The sequence below is a fragment of the Pedobacter jejuensis genome (assembly GCF_003725795.1).
GTDB classification, from domain to species: Bacteria; Bacteroidota; Bacteroidia; order Sphingobacteriales; family Sphingobacteriaceae; genus Pedobacter; species Pedobacter jejuensis.
This window is the reverse complement of sequence record NZ_RBEE01000006.1, coordinates 59,195-82,221: the sequence shown is the minus strand read 5'-3', so window position 1 is coordinate 82,221 and position 23,027 is coordinate 59,195. Positions and strand designations below refer to the sequence as shown.

General features: G+C 33.8%; 15 protein-coding genes and 1 tRNA gene. 10 read left to right on the top strand and 6 right to left on the bottom strand.

What is annotated here, in order from left to right:
- Positions 1-28 precede the first annotated feature (28 nt).
- On the bottom strand, positions 29-409 hold the full coding sequence (locus tag D7004_RS04895) for an START-like domain-containing protein (protein ID WP_123204756.1): 381 nt from the start codon (positions 407-409) through the stop codon (positions 29-31).
- 136 nt (positions 410-545) lie between these two features.
- Here D7004_RS04895 and D7004_RS04890 point away from each other — a divergent pair.
- Positions 546-622 (top strand) — tRNA-Met (locus D7004_RS04890).
- Here D7004_RS04890 and D7004_RS04885 read toward each other — a convergent pair.
- Positions 579-2,132, bottom strand: coding sequence for a recombinase family protein (locus tag D7004_RS04885; protein WP_123204764.1), 1,554 nt, complete (start codon positions 2,130-2,132; stop codon positions 579-581). The genes D7004_RS04890 and D7004_RS04885 overlap by 44 nt on opposite strands.
- Positions 2,129-2,284: a hypothetical protein gene (locus D7004_RS20565; protein WP_167459416.1), complete on the bottom strand. Its 156-nt coding sequence runs from the start codon at positions 2,282-2,284 to the stop codon at positions 2,129-2,131. Before D7004_RS20565 ends, D7004_RS04885 begins: the two co-directional genes overlap by 4 nt.
- A 1,139-nt stretch (positions 2,285-3,423) precedes the next feature.
- Here D7004_RS20565 and D7004_RS04880 point away from each other — a divergent pair.
- From D7004_RS04880 to D7004_RS04835, 9 genes are all read left to right on the top strand, one after another.
- Positions 3,424-4,191, top strand: a complete 768-nt coding sequence (locus D7004_RS04880) for a hypothetical protein (RefSeq protein WP_123204755.1) — start codon at positions 3,424-3,426, stop codon at positions 4,189-4,191.
- 995 nt (positions 4,192-5,186) lie between these two features.
- The gene (locus D7004_RS04870) at positions 5,187-6,749 is read left to right on the top strand and encodes a vitamin K epoxide reductase family protein (RefSeq protein WP_123204753.1); all 1,563 of its coding nucleotides are present in this window, start codon (positions 5,187-5,189) and stop codon (positions 6,747-6,749) included.
- A gap of 24 nt (positions 6,750-6,773) precedes the next feature.
- Entirely contained in the window at positions 6,774-9,233 is a 2,460-nt protein-coding gene (locus D7004_RS04865; RefSeq protein WP_123204752.1) for a TonB-dependent receptor plug domain-containing protein, read from the top strand.
- A 117-nt stretch (positions 9,234-9,350) separates the two neighbouring features.
- Positions 9,351-9,572 (top strand): hypothetical protein, encoded by a 222-nt coding sequence (locus D7004_RS20560; RefSeq protein ID WP_123204751.1) that lies wholly within the window; start codon positions 9,351-9,353, stop codon positions 9,570-9,572.
- Between the two features lie 709 nt (positions 9,573-10,281).
- Entirely contained in the window at positions 10,282-11,358 is a 1,077-nt protein-coding gene (locus tag D7004_RS04855; RefSeq protein WP_123204750.1) for a glycosyltransferase family A protein, read from the top strand.
- A gap of 6 nt (positions 11,359-11,364) precedes the next feature.
- Complete coding sequence (locus D7004_RS04850) at positions 11,365-12,192, top strand: hypothetical protein (RefSeq protein ID WP_148042760.1); 828 nt, start codon at positions 11,365-11,367, stop codon at positions 12,190-12,192.
- Between the two features lie 550 nt (positions 12,193-12,742).
- The gene (locus tag D7004_RS04845) at positions 12,743-14,596 is read left to right on the top strand and encodes a glycosyltransferase family 2 protein (RefSeq protein WP_123204748.1); all 1,854 of its coding nucleotides are present in this window, start codon (positions 12,743-12,745) and stop codon (positions 14,594-14,596) included.
- A gap of 627 nt (positions 14,597-15,223) precedes the next feature.
- Positions 15,224-17,413, top strand: coding sequence for a peptidase domain-containing ABC transporter (locus D7004_RS04840; protein ID WP_123204747.1), 2,190 nt, complete (start codon positions 15,224-15,226; stop codon positions 17,411-17,413).
- A 1-nt stretch (position 17,414) separates the two neighbouring features.
- Entirely contained in the window at positions 17,415-18,707 is a 1,293-nt protein-coding gene (locus tag D7004_RS04835; protein ID WP_123204746.1) for an HlyD family secretion protein, read from the top strand.
- A 300-nt stretch (positions 18,708-19,007) separates the two neighbouring features.
- On the opposite strand, the gene D7004_RS04830 is transcribed toward D7004_RS04835, so the two are convergent.
- From D7004_RS04830 to D7004_RS04815, 3 genes are all read right to left on the bottom strand, one after another.
- Positions 19,008-19,655, bottom strand: a complete 648-nt coding sequence (locus D7004_RS04830) for a glycosyltransferase (protein ID WP_123204745.1) — start codon at positions 19,653-19,655, stop codon at positions 19,008-19,010.
- Positions 19,656-19,657: 2 nt separating this feature from the next.
- Positions 19,658-20,791, bottom strand: a complete 1,134-nt coding sequence (locus tag D7004_RS04825) for a TlpA disulfide reductase family protein (protein WP_123204744.1) — start codon at positions 20,789-20,791, stop codon at positions 19,658-19,660.
- Between the two features lie 453 nt (positions 20,792-21,244).
- Entirely contained in the window at positions 21,245-22,834 is a 1,590-nt protein-coding gene (locus D7004_RS04815; RefSeq protein ID WP_123204742.1) for a cysteine peptidase family C39 domain-containing protein, read from the bottom strand.
- Between the last annotated feature and the right edge of the window lie 193 nt (positions 22,835-23,027).

Below are 23,027 nucleotides of genomic sequence, written 5' to 3'. Positions count from 1 at the left end.
AACAAAGGTAAACAAAGCATAATAAATATTACGCACCTAAAACGCTAATGAGGTAATCAATCTGGTTATCCCAAATTAATCTTTTTTCTGCAAGTAACTCATCAGTAGAAAAATCGGTGATGGCAAGCGCAACATCGTTAGTTAATTCATCCTGAACGATTTCCATTTCAAAGTAGCATTGAGGTTCGTCATCAAGCCATTTAAACTTAACGAGTTTATTTTCTTTTATAGAAACAAGCTTAGCTTTTTGCTCTTCATCATCCCATGTAAAAGTATAAACCTGATCGCGAAAATTAACATCATCGGCAAACCACTGCGAAAGGCCATTGGGCTCACTTATAAAACTATACAGTATCCTCGGTGACGATTTAACTTCGTATTCGAGCGTGAATTTTTTCTTATCTGCCATGTCAATTCAAAACCGGTTTAAATTTCCGGACTACTTTTTTTATTTTATTTTTCTAAAGAAAGGTAATTTATTCTATATTTGCAACTCGAAAAAATAACCAAACGAATATTTGTAATATAAGCAAATATTTTTACCCGGCGGGGTAGCTCAGATGGTTAGAGCGCAGGATTCATAACCCTGAGGTCGGCAGTTCGATCCTGCTCCCCGCTACCATAGTGGGCAAATCAAATTTTTCTTTGATTTGCCCCTTTTTTTTGCCCTCGAAAACGGCCTTTAAAGTACCTAGAACGCGTACAGCTTCATTCATTCGAACAGTTCGATGTTGTGTTCCGTCAAAAGTGAGCTTTTGGGGATAGATCGAACTAATTAATCTCCTTTTTCCCTCAGAATCCGCCTCTATATATGTTTCATGAAGGTTTTTGAGCAATCCAGTTGCTTTCCCGATTAATTCACCAATATTCTCTCTGCCCCTGGATAAATCGATGAGTCTATTTTCAAGAATAAGGATATTTCTTTCACAGTCTGATTTTATTTTCCTGTACTCAAAATCAAGAATTACATCATTAAGCATTTTATCCCTAGCCTTCGAAATTCTAATATTAAACTCATCCAGCTGTTTTTTTACATTTGACAATTCATTATTATCTTCACTTGCAAAAGCTTGATAAACCTGCTTCAAAATCATCACATAGGCCTCATGCAACAGTGGATCTATAGTGTATTTTTTTAACTCTTCCACGAAAAGTTTATTGACTTTGTCCGCGTTATATCTCACACCACATTTTGAAAAGCAATGGTAATAGTGATAGTGCTTGCTGTACCCTTTTGAAGCACTACCTGAGAGCATGTAGCCGCACTTTGGACATACCAGAAAGCCACGCAAGGGAAGCGCATCAGGAGATGATATAGTCGTCTTTCTTGGTTTGTTTCTGCCGTTCAAAACATCCATAGCTTTATAAAAGATTCTTTCCGAAACTATCGCTTTATGTTGCCCTATAACTGTATGGGCTTCCTCGTCCTTATATTTCGCAATGGGTATCCTACCGCAGTAAATGGGATTTCTAATAATCTGCCAAAAATTTTTTCTACCTGTCTTCAGCCCTTTATCCGATGCTGCCTTCCAGATTTGATCAATGAACCACTTACCTGTAGATAATTCTTCATATACCCATTTCATTATTGAAGCTTGGGGCTCTATAGGACAAATATACTTACGCCCGTCTTCGGTAACCTTGTTAGTATAACCTATGGGAGCAGGCCCCATCCATCGCCCTTCTTTCCTTGCTCGTCTCATTCCATGAAAAGTATTGAGCGCTCTTCTGTCATTCTCAACCTCTGGAGCAGCGAGATAGAAAGCCAGCATCATTTTATTTTCTGGAATGGAAATATCAAGTGGTTGCTCAATGGCCTGAGGCTCTATACCGAGATCGGCCAAAATTTTTATCAGCTGATAGGCATCACCTGCATTTCTGCTGAATCTGTCCCATTTGGTAAAAAGTACCAAATTCGTTTGTCCTCTCTTCTTTTTTAGATCAGCCAATAATTTTTGCCATGCGGGCCGCACGAAGCTTTTAGCGGAATGGTCTTCGAAAACAACTTTCCTAACTTTGATATCTCTGGAGAAACAATATTTCTGTAGAACCTCCTCCTGGTTGCGCTGCGAATATCCCTTATCAGCCTGTTCATCAGTACTTACTCGAATGTATAAATCTGCTGTAATCATCTTTTTAAAACTTGCTCTACTTCCAAAATAGCTAAAATATATAGCAAATCCAAGATTTCCTTTGTTTGATTTATAGACATTTTTACACCTTTTTTCTTTAGCATTTCCATTAATTTCTCAGGGGTAATTCGCTCTATCGGAAGATGTCTCATATGCTGTGGGTAAACCTAAAATTAATTACACGTTAAATGATCACTTGTATACTACGTTCGGGATCCCGTGCTTTTTTTTGCCATATGTACTACTTTGGAATTATGCAATTTGGATTTACACCTTTTCTTCCACAATAGTGGTTCGGATATTTTTTGAAATGAAAATTTTTCGGTATAAGCAAATTAGTATTACGCTATGGTGGGGTCCACAAGCCACAGATGAGCACTGGCCATTCTAATTTGCTCGAAACTTAGATAACTCCCGACTTTGAAAAGGTTTTTACTACTACCCTTATAATTATAGGGTAAAAAAATCATTTCTATTTTTAGCTTTCTTCGCACTGCATTAGGGATATCTTTCTTATCGATATAAACCTCACATATTCGTAGTGTTCAAAAATGTCTTCCATTTAGTATATCCTAGATTATTGTTTTTTTAGGATGCATTACCAATTTCATATTGCAGATTTTTTGGATGATTTATTAGTGTCATAAGTATTTCCGAGTTCCGAGGAAATACCCGACCTCAAGGGCGCAAGATTTTTTTGTGTATACAAAAATACATCTTGCAAAACACCCTCGTGGTTAAAGTATTTCTAGAGGTAAACTCAAAATGGTAGTTTTGAACTTAAACTTTTTTCTGGACAAAGAGGCTTCTTAGTGACTCAACTAGGTACTAGGATCGAAGCGATAATACGGAGAAGATTTATTTGCAGTTGCCGATAGTAAATGGAAAAGCCGGGTTTAATACTCCTTCTATTTTTCTTTTGAGTGTCCATAGCAAATGCTTTAATAACAAATCTCATTAATAACATTGTAGTATATTGCAACGACCGAACGTAATCTGATTTTTTTTAAACGAGTTAATTATCTAAATTACTGTCCCAATGGACTTCGTTTAAAGAAAAGCCTTAAAATGATAAAAAATGACCAAACAGCAAAAGAAAGTTTTTGTAATTTACGAAACTATTATTAAACGAGTTAATGATAAACAAAGAATTTGTCAATCTCCAGGTTGCTCAGATTATACAATTAACTCACATTTAATGCAGCGTAATGGTGTGCTGTCGCACATTACTGAAAATTCGCATCTAATATAAATAAAACCAAACGATTTTTTTAAGATTGAAAAGAGTGGAATGGTGGATTTTCAAAAAGTAGGAATTAATAAGGTGACCAGTTACCCACTCTTTTGCAACTTTCACGATACCACCATTTTTAAGGAGGTTGAGGGTGTTAACATAGATTTTTTTGATTATAGAACACAGCTTTTATTTTCATACCGTTCTTTATGTGCGGAATTGAGGAAAAAAGAGAAAAATATCGATATTGCTAAATCTATTTTAAATTCGAACACTCTCAAATTGGAACTTGATAGGAGTTTTTTCGAAAATGAAGAGATCAATATTAAAGGCAACGAGATTGCTTTCAACGATCTTAGCATGTATAAGGATGCCTTTGAAGCAGAACTATTGGCGAGCAATAACCTTTTTTATTTCAAAACAATTAAACTTCCAAAATACAAGGTTTGTATTTCAGCACTTTTCAGTTATGTTGATAGTTTTCAAAATATCGTTAAAAGATATAATGATACCGAGCCTTTAAACTCAATTTTTACCAATGCCATACCTCAGGAAGATTGCTTATACGTTTTAGTAGGATATAAAAAAGATAAAGTCGATTCTTGGATGCTGAATTATTTAAAACAATGGGAAGAATCTAATGAAGACTCTTTTGCAAGGTTGTTGTCAGATTTGGCAACAAGAGTTGAAACGTGGACAATGGCAGAAAGTCTCTACTCAAGTTTAGATTATAAAACCATAAAGTCGTTTAAGGACTATTTTCTCGGTTCGATAAAATCCGGCATAGATAACCCAGATTTATATCCGTATCGTTTCTTTGAGTAATCTAATTTCATGATAGACGAATGTCGCCTTTTAGCAGCGAAAAAAAAGCGCAAATGCTAGAAGTTCTATTCTGGATTTAATAGTAAGTCTATCAAATATGTTGTGCTTATACCACCTAGTCCGGTAACCACTCATTTAGAAATATACCACTATAATACAAGTAGTCTAGAGAGCTCAATGTTTCAAAAAAAAAGTTGTATTATAAGATTCTTAAATCTGTTTTGGATTGAACTATATCTTAAAAGCTCTGGTACCAAAAGCCCGTATCACAAAACAAAGTCTATCAAAGTTATCAAGAAAGATTTTAGTGATACAAAAAGAAGATCGAATTCGCGAGAGTCCCTACCAAAGAGCAAATTTTGGTTACGCAAATTAAAGCAATCGCAAAAGCGGGACGTCAATCATTTTAGGGAAACAATTTTCAGAGCATAACGATAGCAGCATCTTGCCGCTACGCTAAAATTCTAGATTCACACATCAATTAGGAAATAAGGAAACCAAAGAGAAAAAACAAACAATTGATATTATAAAAGAGAACTATGGAAACAATTCTGATCATCATACAAATAAATGTTGCTAGCTCAAAGATTATGAGTTTTAAAATAAAATGGATCGGATTGCCTTCCATTTAGATTGGGGTTTTGTTGTTCATCTGGTAAATACTTTTACTGAAATACACACTTTAAGAGATTTTTGCAATTGCACTTTGATGTCGATTAAAAATATAATCTTTTGGTTATTATATTATTATTTGTTGAAATAATTTTTATAAAAATTTACTATATTGCCTATTATAAGGTACCAACTTTTATTAACCAAATATACAATGTCTATAGCTCTCAAATTTTCCAAACTGGAACAATTGTATCCATCATTTTTAAATCCATATTTAGGTAAAAAAAAATTAGCTAATTGTGCTTTTTTTATAGTTGACAAACTTTAAGATTGCTCAAATACAAATCCTCGAATTTTGACCAAATATTGTTTGATAAAACATGGATAAAAACATAGTGCAAGTGTTATTAGGTCTTTTGAAAGCCCTGAAGATATCTGTAACACGTAAATCAGTGATTGAGGAAGTTGCTAATCATCCTGATTCGCCAAGTATTTCAACAATAAGCGATCTTTTTGACAAGTGGCAGATACCAAATGGTGCTTATCAACTCACTGTTGAAGATTTGGTCGAATTTCCTATCCCTTTTATTGCACATCTTAACATTAATAATGGTGAATTTGCTTTAATTACTGCTATAGAAAAAGATTATATTGTTGCTTCAAATGAGAGATGGGAAAATCACAAAATATATATTGACAAGTTCAAAGAAATATTTTCCGGCACTGCATTATTGGCTCAACGTGAAGACAACTCAGGAGAAATCGACTATAAATCTAAACGGGCTGAGCAACGGCTTGATAGTTTAAGACTCCCTGCTTTAATATTAGCAATTATTTTTGTTGTTATGCTTGCACTTAAGAATGGAACTTTGTTATTTCCATCTTTTATCATCTTGTTGATATTAAAGATAGTAGGCATTTTCGTATCCATTTTACTACTTATTCAGCACTTTGATGTCAAAAATCCCTTTATAAGATCATTATGTAAAACGGGAAGGAAAGTTGATTGCAATATGATTCTTTCTTCTAAACAATCTAAACTTTTTGGACTTATCAGTTGGGCGGAGCTCGGGTTTTTTTATTTCACCTCCACTTGGCTTTTTTTGATTTCTGATGTCAACCAATCATCATTTTCTATACTTGCCGTCGTGACCATGGTCACTCTTCCTTATACATTTTATTCAATTTACTTTCAAGCATTTATTGCGAAAAAATGGTGTGTATTGTGCTGTATTATCCAGATTGTGTTTTGGCTAGAACTTTTGGTCACAATCAGTGAAGTATCATTTAAAAATGAAATCCCGATAACCTCCATTATCAGGCTTTCACTTTATTTTTTTCTTGTGATAACCTCCTGGTTATTTATCAAACCTCTTTTGATTAGCGCGCAACAGTTTCCGCTAATTAAATCGCAACTTTTCCATACAAAATATAACCCTGTTTATTTTTGGGCGCTACTTGAAAAGCAGAACAAGGTATCGTTACTTGAACAAAAACAAGCTTTAATAATTGGTAATGCAGAATCAGAATATACTGTAACCATGGCCGCAAATATTAATTGTACTCCATGTGCAGATGCACATAAAATACTGGAAGAATGGTGTATGGAAAAAGATAGTTTTAAGTTGCAAATCGTATTTGTTACGAGTGATTCTATTAAAGATTCAAGAAAAAACGTGGCTGCACACCTAATGGCGTTATATAGGAATGACCGGGATACGATGCGTCATGCGCTCAATGATTGGTATAATAGGATGGATAAAAATTACGAAACTTGGTCTTTGCAGTTTCCAGTGGAAATAATGAATGAAGATTTTAAAGCAGTGGAAATTCAAAATTCATGGTCTCAACTTGCGAAAATTGAATTCACACCAACCTTATTCATTAATGGTAGTAAAGTGCCACCGAATTTTAAAGTTCAAGAGTTGAAATATTTTATATAAAATTACCCTTAGGGTTGCGATATTATGTCTTTACAAATTAGGCTTTTATACTTTGTGATTTTTATAGGCTACAGTTGTTCTGTTTTTGGACAGGCTAAATCTGTTTCAAATCCCCTCATTGACAACCTGAATAATCGTAGCAAGATTCTTCCTCAGGAAAAAGTTCATTTACATTTTGACCGTTCGTTTTATGCCTCAGGTGATACAATCCGTTTTGCTTCATATTTGGTTAATGCCTCAAAAAATATCCCCAGTGATCTTAGTCATATTCTATATGTAGAGTTCATTGGTAAAAATACAAAGGTTATAAAATCATCATCCCATCAATTGATTGCAGGATTTGGTTCAGGTAATTTTGCTTTGCCCGACACTCTTTCAGCTGGTGTGTATCAGGTTCGTGCTTACACAAACTGGATGCGGAATTTTGATCCTGAGTTTTACTTTTCAAAAGAGATCTATGTAATCAATCCTTTTACGAAATATGGAAAAGGAGAATATGGCATAACAGCAGTTGAGAATAAAAGTATAACCAATGCCTCTTCCCAAAATTATGAGGTGAGTTTTTACCCTGAAGGTGGGCAGCTGGTAAATGGCCTTAATTCCAAAGTTGGTTTTAAAATGGTAGCGTCAAATGGAAAGGGTGTTGTAGGAACTGGATCTGTTGTAGATGATACAGGAAAGCATATTCTGAGATTTGCAACCGGGCACGGTGGGCTTGGCGCTTTTAACTTTCTACCGCAGAAAGGTAAAAGTTACACCGCAATTATAAACTTTGCTGATGGCTCAAAACAAACTATTATGATTCCTAAAGCCCAGCAAAGTGGTTATGTGATTGATGCAGATAATAGCAATTCAGATACCCTGTTTGTGAAATTACAGGCTTCAGAAGATTTACTAGGGAAAGAGAAAATGAACTTCATACCGATTTCCAACGGCTCACCTTTGTTTTATATGGAGACGACTTTCCCTAATCAGCAAATTAATGTCAGTATCCCAAAAGATAGAATTCCAGGTGGAATCATACAGTTGAGCTTGCTGAATGCACACAATCAGCCAATATCTGAAAGACTTATATTCAACCAATATACTGATGAGGTAAAATTGGTAATTAATGGACTAAAACCAACATATCAGAAAGGCGAGCAAATTGAACTTGAATTGCAGGCAACAGACCGTTTAGGGAAACCTGTTGTTGCGAGCTTGTCGATGTCTGTTACTACAGGAAACTCGCCCACAGACGGGGATTCAGAGAATACTATATATAGTAATCTCCTGCTAACCTCGGATTTAAAAGGTTACATTGAACAGCCTAATTATTATTTTAGCGATAGGTCTGAGATCAGGGTAAAAGCACTGGATGATCTGATGCTCACTCATGGCTGGAGAAGGTATAGCTGGAAGGAAATTGCTACAAATCAGATTGAACAGACTCTATTTACAGCAGAAAATAAATTAAAGATAAGTGGAAGAATACAAGCAAGTTCTAGAAATTCTAGCATTAAAAATATCCCTGTAACGCTTCTTGCCGGAGAACTCGGCTCTGGGATGTTAATTGATACACTAACTGATAGTGTTGGACGGTTTACTTTCCTTCTCCCTGATTCTATGGGCTATTTCTCATTAAGGATTCAAGCCAAACCAAAGAATGGAGCGAAGTATATTATTACACTAGATGAACACCCCATTCCAGAAATTTTAGATATTTCGGTTGACCATACCAAGCGCGACCTTTTAGAAGCATTCAATATTAGTAAAGAGTACAGTAATTATGCAACTCACCTTAAAGCATCTAGAGAAGGGGATTTTACTTTTAGTGGTACCAATAAGTTGAAAGAGGTGACCATTAAGGATTACAATCCCAAACCTAAAATAAATAATTCACATTCTGCAAACCTAAATGGGCCTGGGAAGGCAGATGTTATTATTCTTTCAGAAACTTTAGATAAAATGACGGATCTAACTTCTCTAGATTTATTATTGCCTGGAGTAAGAGCAATTGGAACTTCAGGCTACAGATTGAACTCTTCAGTTGGGATTTCTAACCTTCCAAATATTCTTGTGTTGGTAGATGGGGTTGATGGTATTTTTAGGGATTTAAGAGAGGTGTCAATAAGAGATATTGAAAGTATAGAGCTTTTGAAGAATCCAGCCTATACAGGAATATATGGAATTAGGGGTGCAGGCGGAGTGATTTTAATTACTACAAAAAAAGGGGGCAATAGTAAAACATCGACCTCATCAATTTCTACTAATACCATTATAATTGACCCAGTTTTTTCACTTAAAAAAGAAACTTACACGGTTAGAAATGATCATTACAAAGAGTTAGGTATAGAACAAACAATCTTTTGGAAACCTGATTTAGTAACGGACAAAAACGGAAAACTCAAAATTTTATATCCTGCAGCGCAAAATAACCAATTGATAATTATTGAAGGAATTAGTCTAAAAGGAAATTTAATACATTTTAATAAATATCAATAATAAGAGCCGAATTATGAAAAAAATATTGTCTTAGCGACAGTGAGGTCCTGACTCTGATATCAGGCGAAGATTGACCTAACTTCGGAATTTTAGGTTATTTACATTTAAAAATTTAAAATGAAAAATTTTAATTTAAAAATCGGCGGCATCAAGGAAATGCTTAGCAAAGACCAGATGAAAAAAATTAGTGGAGGCTACACGGGCTGTGAAAATCAGTCATTCGAAGGCGCTCAGCATTGCTCATCAATGGGAGGAGTTTGGCAAAGGTGCTATAACGATTTGTGTGGTGTATATTACCAGTGTTTAGGACCTAGTAGTAATTCAGGTAATTGCTATTGATTTACTAAGGTCCCAAGAAGCATGCTTTTGCTTCTTGGGACTTTAAACTATTGTAAATTTCAGCTAAAAAATTTGTATCTTAAACATACAATTTTCACTACTATGCAGCTAAATGTCTTTCTCCGAATTTATGTTGATAAGATATTTTTTACTTATTACAGAAAGTAGTCTTCAGATTTTAAATTATCAGATCTTAATCAAGTAAATAATAAACTTTATTTTAAAAATTTTAAGTATAATCAACCAAATGATTAGCAAAGACCACATTCAACAAACTACTTGTTGCCTAATGGCCGTTAAATTCATATGATAGTATTAAGTTTTATTTTGAGCAGATATGGGTAAAAGCAGATTTCTCATAAAAGTTAGCTATTTATAGCCTGAAATTGGTATTACTCACATGGCTTACCTCGCTAGGATAACTGTTGGAAAGGCGATTGCCAACTGTCAAAACTTTTGGTTATGCTTTTCATTCTTTTATTTTGATGTATAAACATTGATGTTATGCCTCACATAATTAAAATGATCAATGCTGCAATTAGTAGCAAGGGATTAATTTTTTCGACATTGCTCAATATGAACTAAACAAAAATCTTTGCATAACTTTTGGTCTTATTAGACTTGTTAATGAAACTGTTGGTTTGTTAGACCTATTCACATTTTAAAAAGTTAGATGAGCTATTAATTGTCATTAATAAAAACATAAGATATGGAAACAAAATATCTAATTTCATTTTGTACTGTCTCAATGAATAGGCTTCATCATCTTAAGCATACCCTTGAAAGGAATATTCTGGCAAATCTAAGCTATAGTAATCTTGAATATATTTTGCTCGATTATAACTCTTCAGATGGGACAAAAACTTGGGTTATGAATAATATGAAAAAATATCTCAAATCAGGTATCCTTAAATATTACCATAACGCTCAACCAATTCAATTTGATAGAAGCCATTCCAGAAATATGGCATTTAGGCTGGCAACTGGTGATCTTTTATGCAATGTTGATGCAGACAACTTTTTGGGTGTCAATTTTGCTCAATTTATAAATCAAAATTTTCAGCACAATAATGAAATCTTTTTAACACCGCAATTCTATTATCGGGATGTTATTGGGCGATTGGTAATAAAAGCAACTGATTTTAAGAAATCTAGGGGTTATCATGAATCCATGTCGGGTTATGGTTTTGAAGATATTGAGTTGTATAGGAGACTATCAATTCGTAAGTTAAAGCATGTTCGTTTTTTTAATAAGGCTTTCTTGGAAGTCATACATCATTCTAACCAAGAACGTTTTGCAAATGAGCACATAGGGCAGAACTGTAAAGATATTTACCTTCGATATATCCAACCCGATAAAACAGAAGTCCTGTACTTTTATATAGACGGAACCTTCGAAATGGGCTGTTTCTTAGATAATGAAGAAAAAAAACAAACTGAATTACAAAATGAATTTGATAATAAAATCTCTCTTGAAAGAGAATGGACTAAAGGGTATTGGAAGCAGCTGCTCAATGGTATTGCGCTTAAAATAGGCGCCGAAAAGAATAAAAATTTTCACAATTACAAAAATAAAGGAGGTTTCTATCATTCAGCTTCGAATAAGCGATATTTTAAGGTAGGAAATATTGAACTTCAGAACCATCTGAAATTACTCAAAAGCGAAATGGAGAACCGATCCCGGCTAAAACAGTTTCTTACTCAGCCGATGGACCATGTGAATGTTGATGGCTACGGCAAAGGGGTGGTGACATTAAACTTTATAGAAACGATTTATTTAAAATAAATGGAGATGAGAACATTACATTTAACTATAAGTTATTCATCTTTGAAATGGCCTATCTTGGTTGCATATATTAGGTCTCTATTAATAAAATTTTCAGTTTTGGATAAACTGTTATTTTTCAATACAGAAAAAGGAGATGTTATCAAGCTTATCTTATTTATTCCAAACAACAATAAAAATTTTGAAACTTATATTGTGAATGAATTAAGTGAATTTTTAAAAAAAAATCCCTCAAAAAGAAACAAATCTAATTTAAAGCCTGGTGAATCTTTGTGGATGAATTATCCCAATAATCAGGTGTTTTTAAGTGATTTTAATGAAGAACGATATTTAATATCAAATGTTGATGATAGAAACATTATATTTTCTTTTGCCTCTCTAATTTCTTCATGGCTGATGAAAAACCCGCCAGCAAAGAAGGAATTAATTTCCGCATTTATGCAATTGATAATTTTATTTAATCGATTATTTATTTTAGAAGATATTCTCAGCAAAATTTGTGTAGTAATTGAGTCTATTGAGGAAAAGTTTGAGCTTAGACAGCAACCAGAGGTTCATATCGAAATTTATAAGCACGTTGATCAAGATTTAGAAACAAATGTGAAGGCTATAAAACAACTAATATTTTGTGATAATTTGTTAGAGTTCTATGATCATAGATTTTTAGAATTTGATTATTCGTTAAGACTTCTACCTTTTAAAACAGAGAGCTTCATGATTTTTTACCCTCAGCTAATTAATCAGATTATTTTACATTTTGGCGTTGATTATCGAGTTCAACTTTACGTCTTGTTGCTAGTTAAAAAATGTTCAATGGAAGTTTCGGTAAGCTAGTTCAGTCTATTCTAAAATGATACTCGTAAACTTCTTTATTAAAAAATCTAAATGATTTAACCTAACAGCCTTTAAAATTTAAATATTATAAACAATTATATTGACGTGACCTAACTTTTCTCCAAATGGTATTAAAGCACAATCGTAAATATTACTAGATGCAAACCTTAAGAAGCTCTTCTTATATTAATTGGGTTAGAAATTCAATGGCAGGATGAAGTAAGTAAGCTGAAAGACTGATTATTAAAACGACTGGATCAAAACTAACACCAGACCAATTGAAAAATATTGCCCCTCTAACTACATTTCATTGGAAAGATAATCATTTTTTGTATCGCTTTTCAAGATCAAAAAAGAAGTTTTCTATATCGCTAATCTAGGGAAAGAATTATTAGAGTGTAAACATGTAGATATTTTAAAGCATGGTTGAGCGGTCATAGAGGAAAAAAACCTTAATAAAATTACCCGGTTTTGGATTTTATAACGATATCAAGCGTTTTTTTAACTATTTTGTACATAACATTATTGCTGTAATTTATAGTCTTAAAAGATGAAAAAAAAATTCTTATGTGCAGTTTCGGTAATAAAGGACGAAGAAAAATTTGTGGATGAATGGTTAGTATATCATAAGTTAATAGGAGTAGAACATTTTTTTTTATTTGACGATCAGGTTGATTCGCCATTAGTCGGATATATAAAAGCTCATGAGAATTATTGCACAGTTATACCGTGGTCTGAGATAAATAAGATTGAGCAAAATAGACAAATTTTAGCATTCAGATATGCGGCCATAAATCTCATTAAAAACTATGAATGGGTTATTTTCCTTGATGTGGATGAGTTTGTGGTTTTAAGACAAGATAAAAATATCCGTCTGTTTCTTTCCCGCTTTCCACATGCCGCAGCAGTTTCCTTAAATTGGCACTTGTTTGGTCATAATGGTTTTTTAAATGATCCAGAAAGACTAATCACCACAAGTTTAACTAAAAGAAAACTGATTCCACATCATGAGGAAAAAACTTTCTCTAGAACTGATTTAATTATAGGTATAAATTCTCCACACTTTTGCACAATGAAGATTGGGGAGAGGGTGGACACCAATGGAAAAAAATTCACTGGTAAAGTTTCCCCCGACAAAACATTGATAGCCCATATTAATCACTACCAATGCCGTTCTTTTTCCAGGTGGATGAAAAGAAAGGATCGTGGAGACGTAAATTATATCGAAAGCACCTGCCCGAATTCAGAGCGGTGGAGGGTAGATGAACAATCACTGTTTGAAAAATTTATCTCAGATATCGCTCGTAATAATAATGAACTGGAAGACTCTTTTTTAAGTAAATACAAATATAAAATTCAAAATGGGTTAAATGACATTCAGCGAAAAAGGATGAACACTAAACTCAATCCACTTTTCAAGGAAAACATTAATCACTTTTTAAAACATGGTATAGAAGTAACAAAAATTTCAGATGAATTGACAACAGGCTTTAGTGACGCAAATGGGCTTATGGCGGTAATCTTTTTATTTCATTATGCAAAATATACAAATGATATCAGATATAAAAATCTTGCTAACAGCATTTTAACAAAAATCATTCATCAGCTTGAACATATTAGTTTTGACAAGCATTTTGATTATTTTCTTGACTTTGGAATTTCAATCGAGTATTTGGTTAAGAACTGTTTTTTGAAAAAGAATACAAATAGTTTTCTATACCAGATTGATCTGATTGCATCCCATAGGCTAATCCAATCGATGGATGTTCCTTTAAATCAAAATAGTATTGTCAAACTATTAAATTATTACATTTCTCGTTTGACCAATCCATTTAATGATCAACATCACCCACAAGAAGTATTGAATAAAGAAAACATAAATAGGCTATATTCTATGATTCGACCAGAAGAATTGAGTTTAAATGAATTAATTAAAGTACTGGAGCGACATACTGCGATAAAAAATAATTTTTTTTTAGATTTGGTACCTGAAGGCTTTTTAGATAGAATGCACAGTCTGGTCGATAGTGTCATTAATAAAAATGTCTTAAGAAATGTTGCCTTTGACAATGATACCAGAAAGAATCTTCTTTCTTTATTTAAGTATGCATCTGAAGAAAATCAAATACGGTTCGATCTGTTTAAAGTAATTTATTCCTTTGAATTAAAATTCAGTAAAAGTTACTTATTGGATAATACAATAAATAGAAATCTAAAGAGTTATTCGGAAAAAAACATCAGCGAACTTCGCAATGCAGGTGAAAAATTTGAATTTCTTCATGATTTTAATTTGTTGGATTTATCAAAAGATTCTAAGCTAGAGCAGGTTAGAATTTTTAGGCAATCTCTCTTTTTTTTAAAAGATTTAAATCAAGTAATAGATTTTCCATATGGTCTTTTTTAAATTCACTAAGATTATTATGTTAATATAATAAGGTCAGAATGAGTTTCATCAATATGCTTAGTTTTAAGGCTTCAAATTGACATCGAAATCTATCTACTTTTGCCAGACATGGTTCCATAGGTTTTGTGATCAGACAACTATTGGCTAGTGGAGCATAATACCTGCTAAAAACTGGAAGTGGTATTCTGCCTGATTCCCTGCCTCGTCTATGAAATCAGGATGTTTTCTGATCAGGGTCTCAAATGACATACGCCAGTTTTTAAGTAATTTCAACTTAATATTTAAGTCTCTTACAGATAGAAATGACAAACGATCCCACAATAAGCTGTTCGGTGGGTAGGCTTTTTAAAGATTTTATCAAACTGCTTGAATACATTGGAGATAATTTAAAGATTGGAGTTCATACTTCATACGCCAACAGTTTATGAAAAATACGAAAGGTAATTTTCTGAGTTTCATATTCGAGTAGTTATACATTTTAAGGGAAGCAGATTGGAAGGAAGAGTTTTTAAAAGAAATATATATAAACATAACAACAATATTTGTAATATTAGCTTTTGCAATTTTACTTGAGGTGCCGGTATGTCGCTTACAGTAAATAAGTGCTGAATTTTCCAATGCTAAATTATGATAAAATCTAAATTCATATTCTATAAACAACCGGATCAGATGGACTGTGGTCCTACCTGTCTTAGAATGGTTGCAAAGCATTATGGAAAAAACTTTAACCTGCAACGCTTAAGGGATATTTGTGGAATGAATAGAGAAGGCGTTTCACTCTTGGGAATTAGTGACGCCGCCGAAAAAATTGGTTTTCGGAGCATGGGCGCGAAGGTTACTATCTCTCAACTCAAAGAATTGGAATTACCAACTATTTTGCATTGGAACCAGAATCATTTTGTGATTCTTTATCGAATAAAGAAGTCTATATTTTATCTAGCCGACCCAGCTAAAGGCCTTATTGCATATAGTGAAAAAGAGTTTCTCCAAAAATGGTTAAGTATCTCCAAAGATGAACATTCAAAAGGAGTAGTACTAATCTTATCACCTACGCCATATTTCTATGAGCAAGAAGGCGATAAAAACAGGGGTCTTGACTGGGGCTATTTACTACGGTACATCTATCAATATAAACAACTGGTTATACAATTATTAGTTGGCTTAGGTGTAGGTAGTTTGTTGCAGTTGATTGTCCCCTTTCTTACTCAATCGATTGTTGATGTAGGGATAGGTACTAGAAACTTAAATTTTATTTACGTCATTCTCATTGCTCAAACTATGTTGTTTTTAGGTAGGATGAGCGTAGAATTTATTAGAAGTTGGATTTTCTTACACATCAGTACTCGCATCAATATATCTATTCTAACTGATTTCTTAATAAAACTCATGAAATTGCCAATGAGTTTTTTCGATACCAAAATGACTGGGGATATCATGCAAAGAATGAACGACCAGAAAAGGATTGAAAGTTTTTTAACGGGAAGTGCACTGAGTACTATATTTTCTTTATTTAACTTATTTATTTTTACCATATTATTGGCCTATTATAATCTGAATATTTTTTTTATTTTTTTAGCTAGCAGCGTATTATATTCGATTTGGATTATTGCCTTCCTTAAAACAAGAAGGAACTTAGATTTTAAACGTTTCGATATTTCATCTACAAACCAGAGTAGTATAGTGCAGTTGATTGGTGGCATGCAAGAAATAAAGCTAAACAACTGTGAGCAGCAAAAACGCTGGGAATGGGAAAATTTACAAGCTAGTTTGTTTAAATACAGCGTCAAAAGCTTGTCACTAGGACAAGTACAACAAGCAGGTGCATTCTTTATTAATGAGGGAAAAAACATTCTAATTACTTTTATCGTCTCGAAAGCTGTTATTGATGGAAACCTCACACTTGGTGGTATGATGGCAATCCAATACATTGTAGGTCAGGTTAACAGCCCGATAGAACAATTATTAGGTTTTATTCAACAATTACAAGACGCCAAAATCAGCCTAGAAAGACTCAATGAGATTCATAGGATGGAAGATGAAGAACCTGTCACACAAAATTTCGTAACGGAATTACCCAGCGATAAAAGCATCCTACTCCAAAATTTAAGTTTTACATACCCTGGTGCAGGAAACGAAGCAGTTCTTCGAGATATAAGCCTGAATATACCTGAAGGTAAAACTACTGCTATCGTGGGGATGAGTGGTAGCGGTAAAACAACGATTCTAAAGCTCTTGTTGCGATTCTACCTGCCGCAAAAAGGAGAGATTAAAGTAGGTGCAACCTCATTCGAGCAGATTGGCTATCGTTATTGGCGTGCCAAATGTGGGGTAGTGATGCAGGATGGATTTATATTTTCAGATACGATTGCTAAGAACATAGCTGTAGCAGATGAGTATCCCCATCCTGAAAAACTTAAGCATGCCATTAAAATGGCTAACATCGAAGATTTAATTGATGGCTTACCCTTAGGTTTGGGTACTAAAATTGGCGCGGAAGGCAATGGCATTAGTCAAGGGCAAAAACAACGCATCCTCATTGCCCGGGCGGTATATAAGGATCCAGAGTACATCTTTTTTGATGAAGCCACAAATGCATTAGATGCTAATAATGAGCGTATTATTATGCAGAATCTAGAAGAATTTTTCAAAGGTAAAACAGTTGTCGTAGTTGCTCACCGCTTAAGTACAGTTAAAAATGCTGATAACATAATAGTGATCGATAAAGGCGTAATTACTGAACAGGGCACACATGGTGAATTAACTACCAATAGAGGAGAGTATTATCAATTGGTAAAAAATCAGCTTGAATTAAATTGATATGGAAGAAGAAAATATTTCCCAAATTGAAACCCATAACGAAGCAATAACAGAAATAATTACCGCGGTACCTTCATGGATTTTGAGAAGGGGTATTACACTTATCTTTATTGTATTATTGATGATTGTTTTGCTTTCGGCATTTATTCGTTACCCAGATATTGTAAAAACTTCTCTAAGAGTTAATTCGCTCAATTCACCCAAACCTGTAATTGCACACCAACAAGGGAAGTTGGTAAAGATTTTAATCAAGGAGGGAGTTTTAGTGAAAGAAAAACAAGCTTTGGCATATATAGAAAGTACTGCAAAACACTCGGACGTAATTAGACTTGCAGAACAACTCCAAAAGCTACAGCAAAAGTTAAATACATCTCAAAGCATCGATCAAGGAGATTTTAAAACCTCCAGCCTTTATCTCGGGGAACTTCAAAGTAGTTACCAAACTTTTTATCAGGAATATTTAGCATTCAATAACACATTAACCGGGGGCTTTTACCTTAAACAACGAAGTTATTTACAACAAGATCTTATAGAAATTCAAAAACTACAAAAGCAAATTGAGCAGCAACAAATTATACAGAAGCAAGAGTATGCAAATGCTGAAGAAGAATATGCTGCCTACCAGAAACTGAAAAGTAAAAATGTAATCTCAAATAATGAATTTAAGCAACAACAAAACAAATATCTTGCAAGCAAGTATCCATTACAACAGTCTACCACTGCTCTACTCACCAACCACAGTAATTACATGGAGAAGCAAAAAGAGATAGCCACCTTGGAGCAAACAATGAAAGAGCAGCAGGCAAAATTTCGTCAAGCTTTAAAAAGCATCCAAAATGAAACCGAGGCTTGGATCATGAGGTATGTGATTACTGCTCCCCTTGAGGGTAGGGTTGGTTTCGCAGGAATAATACAAGAAAATCAGCAAGTTTCCTTGAATCAAGAACTCTTCATAGTCAACCCTGGTAACACAAATTTCTTTGGAGAAGTACAAATACCACAATATAACATGGGTAAAGTGAGCTTAGGGCAACGAACCTTGGTTAAGATGCGTAGTTTCCCTTTTGAAGAATACGGCATAATAGAAGGCAAAATTAGTTATATAACCGATGTTGCCCTAAAGGATAGTGTATTTGTCGCTAAAATTGATTTTACCAGATTCGAACAAAAAGATAAAGATCATCCAATTATACTCAAACCAGGTATGATGGCAGATGCCGAGATTGTTACACGAGAAAGCAGTTTGCTTCAGCGTTTTATGAGGAACATCATTAAAATGCTAAATAGTAATTGAAAAAAATTCTGATGTTTTTTATATAGAGGCGAGATTTAGTAGCTTCATTTAAATTTTCTTTCCTAAATAGAAGGATAGAAATTTAAGCAACGTTCGTTGCATTCTGATTTATTTATGAGTAAAGAAAGTATTTTATTTATAGAGGATAACGATAACCTTCAATTAATAATCTTATCTTAAATATCATCTTTTTAAACACATCATTGCCCAGAATACCGAGAACAGTATGAAAAAAGTATTTAAACAATCTTTTTAACCAGGGTTATATAGATTTAATCTTCGGTCAATTAAGGTAAAGTATTATTCACTTCTTTCAGCCAACCAAGAATGAAGCCAGTAATGAATCAAAGGCTTATCATTATTTCGTTCGGGCATTTTCTGAATTTCGCTGTAATCATAAAGAAATACTTCTTTTACGTCTATAATCGTTTGGCATGTAACAACTGCCTTATCTAAAACAGCTTTCATGCGGAAAGGACCGGAATAGAATAAAGTGTGCTTGCCCATAAACAATCTGTTATCAAATTGGTGCGATATATCCTCCACTAGCTCACTTAAATATTGTTCATTTCTGCAGGCAGAAAAACATTCTGAAGCAATACTTCCGTCCCTCGGGTCTCTCAAAAGAAATCCATTAGGATGGCGCTCCGCCAAGTTTAAAAATTTATCTTTATCTAACAGCTGAATATCCCAATCCATATAGTAACCACCATAATGAAATATAATTATATACCGAGCAATATCCGCAGCTTCAGCATGATTGCGAGCATTTAAAAACATAGGTAGATACCCTGGGTAATATTTTCCCAGAAAAATCTCTATATTTTGATCATTCCAGGTTAAGAACCGGAATTTGTGTCCACGTAATTGTTGCCAAGAAAGGAGGCAGCGATCGACAATCTTATTCGTCTTTGGGCCTACAATTTGATGAATAATATTAGGAACCATATCTATTGATCTTTGAGGCTGATAGTTTGCTCAACATATTTTTCAATCTTTGATAGGTCAGGATCCATGGTATCCGAATTATAGCTAATAATTCCATTTTGATTGACAAGAATATAGGTAGGAACAGCTGAGACATGATATAATTTTCCAATACGTCCCTTCTGGTATTCTGAAGCATCGGAAATATTTATCCATTCTTTTGGATTTTGACGGATGTGTTTCTTCCATTTTTCAAAATCTTTATCCAAAGAAATATATATAATTTTCAGGCCATTTTTGTTATACTTAGAATAAAGAGATTGCAATGCAGGGAGTTGCTTTTGACATGGGATGCACCAGGTTGCTGAGAAGACTATAAGATAAGGATATTTTGTAAATGAATTATTCGTAAACTCATAATTATTAACATCCAAAGCGGTGAATACAGGAGCTAAATGGCCTTCTATTGCGTTTAGTTTTGCCTTTATATCTCCTGTTTTATTGGCGATTAACTCTCTTCCTAAAGCAGAAGATTTAAGTTCAATTGAAAATTCGTTAAAGGTTTCAATAATTTCTTCAGGGTAATCATACATAATAGCAGATTTGCTCAAAATAAAGAGTGAAATAAGACTATAATAGTTATCAGGATATTTTTTTAGTAATGATAGTATTTCGACACATTGACGGTGATTTTCTTCTTTAGGCAGTGCAAAACCACCAGTAATGCCTTCTTTAGTGGCATAGTCCCGATAGCTTTTTCTTTTAATAGAGTCAATCTTATTCTTAATTGCATTGGAAACGGTTTCACTTTGCATAATTCCACGCGATCCTTCATCTATGTTATTCCAAACCGGTTTTATATTATTAATTCCCGAATCAAGAACAAAATCATAAGTATAACTCTTTTTTACTGTTTCTAATCTCAAGGTAGCATTTTGTGAGGGTTCAGAAAGCATGCCGCTAATCTTAAAGCTACCGTTTATAACCGCTGACGAGTCCTTATGTATTATTTTTCTTTGATCATTACTTTTAATTATCAGGTATGCTTTCTTAGCTCCTAACGCTGGTAATACAACTCCAGACACCCTAAAGCTATCTTGTGAATAAATATTTGTAAAGGCAAAGCTAAATATGATCAATAATAATTTTTTATTCATAAAAGTATATTTTGTTTCGGAGAATCAATGTTTCTCCGAAACAAGTTAAATTATCTAACGCAACTAGAGTCTGGAACACTAGATGACCTGTCAAAAGCAATACATCTGCATTGCGAGCCATTGTCAGAGCTACCGCATTCACCATTTACTTCAACTCCACTAGGGCCCATATACCAACAAATCCTGTCATCATATGTTCCGAAACAACGACCTGTGCCATAACCATAGGGATCATCCTCCCCACCTTTTATTTGTCTTAACTCCTCACGGGAAAAAATGTGACTTTTTAGCTGGTTCTCTTCTTGATTTCTTTTTTGGTCTTTCATAATAGTAAATTTTAAATTTTATAATTGATTTTTTTTAGAACAAAACTACCTGGTAGCCTATTCATCAGTTCGTCTAATGTCTTAACCTTCCCGTTATGGGGAAAGGATTATATTTTTTGATTATAATTTAATTAAGTAAATATTTTAGATCCTCAATCCGATAGGGTTCAGGTAATTTGTAGCCATTTATGAAAAAAGTAGGTGTAAAGGTAACATTTGCCAAATCACACCAATTATGTTGAAGCTTCGCTGTCTTTTCTGCCTCATTATCGATTGGGATGGGATATTGCTTAGCCAAAAAAGAATAGTTCTTTTCCGTTGCACTGTACCAGCTATTTAATGCTTGACCGATAGATTCATTCTCAGTTTTCATCAATGAAAATAAATGCTGAGTTATAAGCATTTTGTCACTTTTCTCCCATTCTCTTTTCTGTATAAAAACGATATTTATTCTAATATTAGTTCTTTCAGCTAATAAACTTTCAATTTTTTTATGGGCAGCTGCACATGGGCCACAAAAAGGATTACTAACCATCGTAATAATTGTCTCAGCATTAGGGTTCCCCAATACTATAGGTCTAAGCTCCTCCGAAATTGCGAAACGCGGTTGGTTGGTTAAAGCTTGCTGGAAAAGTTGATTGTTAAATTTAAACTTTTTAAGCTGATACTTTGCTAGGGGAAGTTCCGCTGCCTGAGAAAAAAAAGGTTTCAAAAATGACCACATAAGTATAGGGAAAGCTAAGCACAGAATGAGAATGCTTAAATTTGACAGGAGAGGATTGAACGTTAAATTGAAAACACCAAAGTATAAATTTGACACAAACTCAAGCACTAATAATATTTGCACCATGCAGCACAAAACACACCATTTCTTTACACTATACTGATAGCTAATAGAATAAATGACATACGGCAAAGCCAATGCATTAAGCCAGGCAAGTAAGACTAACGAGGATGAAACAGAAATTAAAGATAATAAAGTGCCCGAAAAATAAAATAAGCCCACCTCGCTCCAACTCAGCCATGAGGTTACCTTAGCTGCTTCCGACTTTAAGATAGCATTGCAATCATCTTTATTACCAGTTAGCCCGCATAAATTCTGTATAAAAGGATTATTTGAGTTTATACTCTGAATAATTAATAAGACACTAATAGATGTGCCGCAAATCTTTAAGAGACTTGATATAATGATTATGGAAGAGAAAGCTATTGTTGAGTAAAAGAGTAGGAAACTGGTAATGATAAAAATCAGAAATCCAGGAATCAATAAACTGTTCAAAATCGACTTCACTCTGTTTTTTTTATAATCCACTTCTCCACTTGTATCATTTTTCTCAGCATATAATACTACTCCGTTCCATCTTTTCAGAAATTCGGATTCCTTTAATTCGGATTTTTTATGGTTCTCATCAGAAAATCTAACAATCCCATTTTCAATGCTATTGATTAATACAAATCGCCCGCCCGCTTCTTGATAGTAGGCAATAAATGGAAAGAGTAGATCATTAACATTATATTCTTCCTTGCGAATGTGATATGTTTTGTTTTGGATATTCCAATCAGTAAGACAGTCACTTATGGATAGCATACTAGGAAAGTCAGGATGAGCTTTGAGGCACTCTGAAATACTTGGTGAAAGCACTTTGGCACTTAAAGCTTTGATTAAGTCATAAGTAACACTTTCTAGATTGGACGTCTTGGTTTTGAACAGGTTCATAGTATATTAATCATAATGCAGTAATTACATAAAAATAGGATTAAGTATCTGATTTACAGTTGTTAATTGTCCTGCCTTAAGCGCTACATGTGAAGTTAAGAAATTTATAATGACATATTAACTACAATTTATTTTTTTATTCGAATACCCCTCAATTTTTATGTGAACGAAAAAATTACAGTTCATAATTGAA

Excerpts from the sequence above, each read along its gene's own strand:
- D7004_RS04895 (WP_123204756.1), bottom strand. The coding sequence starts at position 409 with ATGGCAGATAAGAAAAAATTCACGCTCGAATACGAAGTTAAATCGTCA.
- D7004_RS04885 (WP_123204764.1), bottom strand. The coding sequence starts at position 2,132 with ATGATTACAGCAGATTTATACATTCGAGTAAGTACTGATGAACAGGCT.
- D7004_RS20565 (WP_167459416.1), bottom strand. The coding sequence starts at position 2,284 with ATGAGACATCTTCCGATAGAGCGAATTACCCCTGAGAAATTAATGGAA.
- D7004_RS04880 (WP_123204755.1), top strand. The coding sequence starts at position 3,424 with ATGGTGGATTTTCAAAAAGTAGGAATTAATAAGGTGACCAGTTACCCA.
- D7004_RS04870 (WP_123204753.1), top strand. The coding sequence starts at position 5,187 with ATGGATAAAAACATAGTGCAAGTGTTATTAGGTCTTTTGAAAGCCCTG.
- D7004_RS04865 (WP_123204752.1), top strand. The coding sequence starts at position 6,774 with ATGTCTTTACAAATTAGGCTTTTATACTTTGTGATTTTTATAGGCTAC.
- D7004_RS20560 (WP_123204751.1), top strand. The coding sequence starts at position 9,351 with ATGAAAAATTTTAATTTAAAAATCGGCGGCATCAAGGAAATGCTTAGC.
- D7004_RS04855 (WP_123204750.1), top strand. The coding sequence starts at position 10,282 with ATGGAAACAAAATATCTAATTTCATTTTGTACTGTCTCAATGAATAGG.
- D7004_RS04850 (WP_148042760.1), top strand. The coding sequence starts at position 11,365 with ATGAGAACATTACATTTAACTATAAGTTATTCATCTTTGAAATGGCCT.
- D7004_RS04845 (WP_123204748.1), top strand. The coding sequence starts at position 12,743 with ATGAAAAAAAAATTCTTATGTGCAGTTTCGGTAATAAAGGACGAAGAA.
- D7004_RS04840 (WP_123204747.1), top strand. The coding sequence starts at position 15,224 with ATGATAAAATCTAAATTCATATTCTATAAACAACCGGATCAGATGGAC.
- D7004_RS04835 (WP_123204746.1), top strand. The coding sequence starts at position 17,415 with ATGGAAGAAGAAAATATTTCCCAAATTGAAACCCATAACGAAGCAATA.
- D7004_RS04830 (WP_123204745.1), bottom strand. The coding sequence starts at position 19,655 with ATGGTTCCTAATATTATTCATCAAATTGTAGGCCCAAAGACGAATAAG.
- D7004_RS04825 (WP_123204744.1), bottom strand. The coding sequence starts at position 20,791 with ATGAATAAAAAATTATTATTGATCATATTTAGCTTTGCCTTTACAAAT.
- D7004_RS04815 (WP_123204742.1), bottom strand. The coding sequence starts at position 22,834 with ATGAACCTGTTCAAAACCAAGACGTCCAATCTAGAAAGTGTTACTTAT.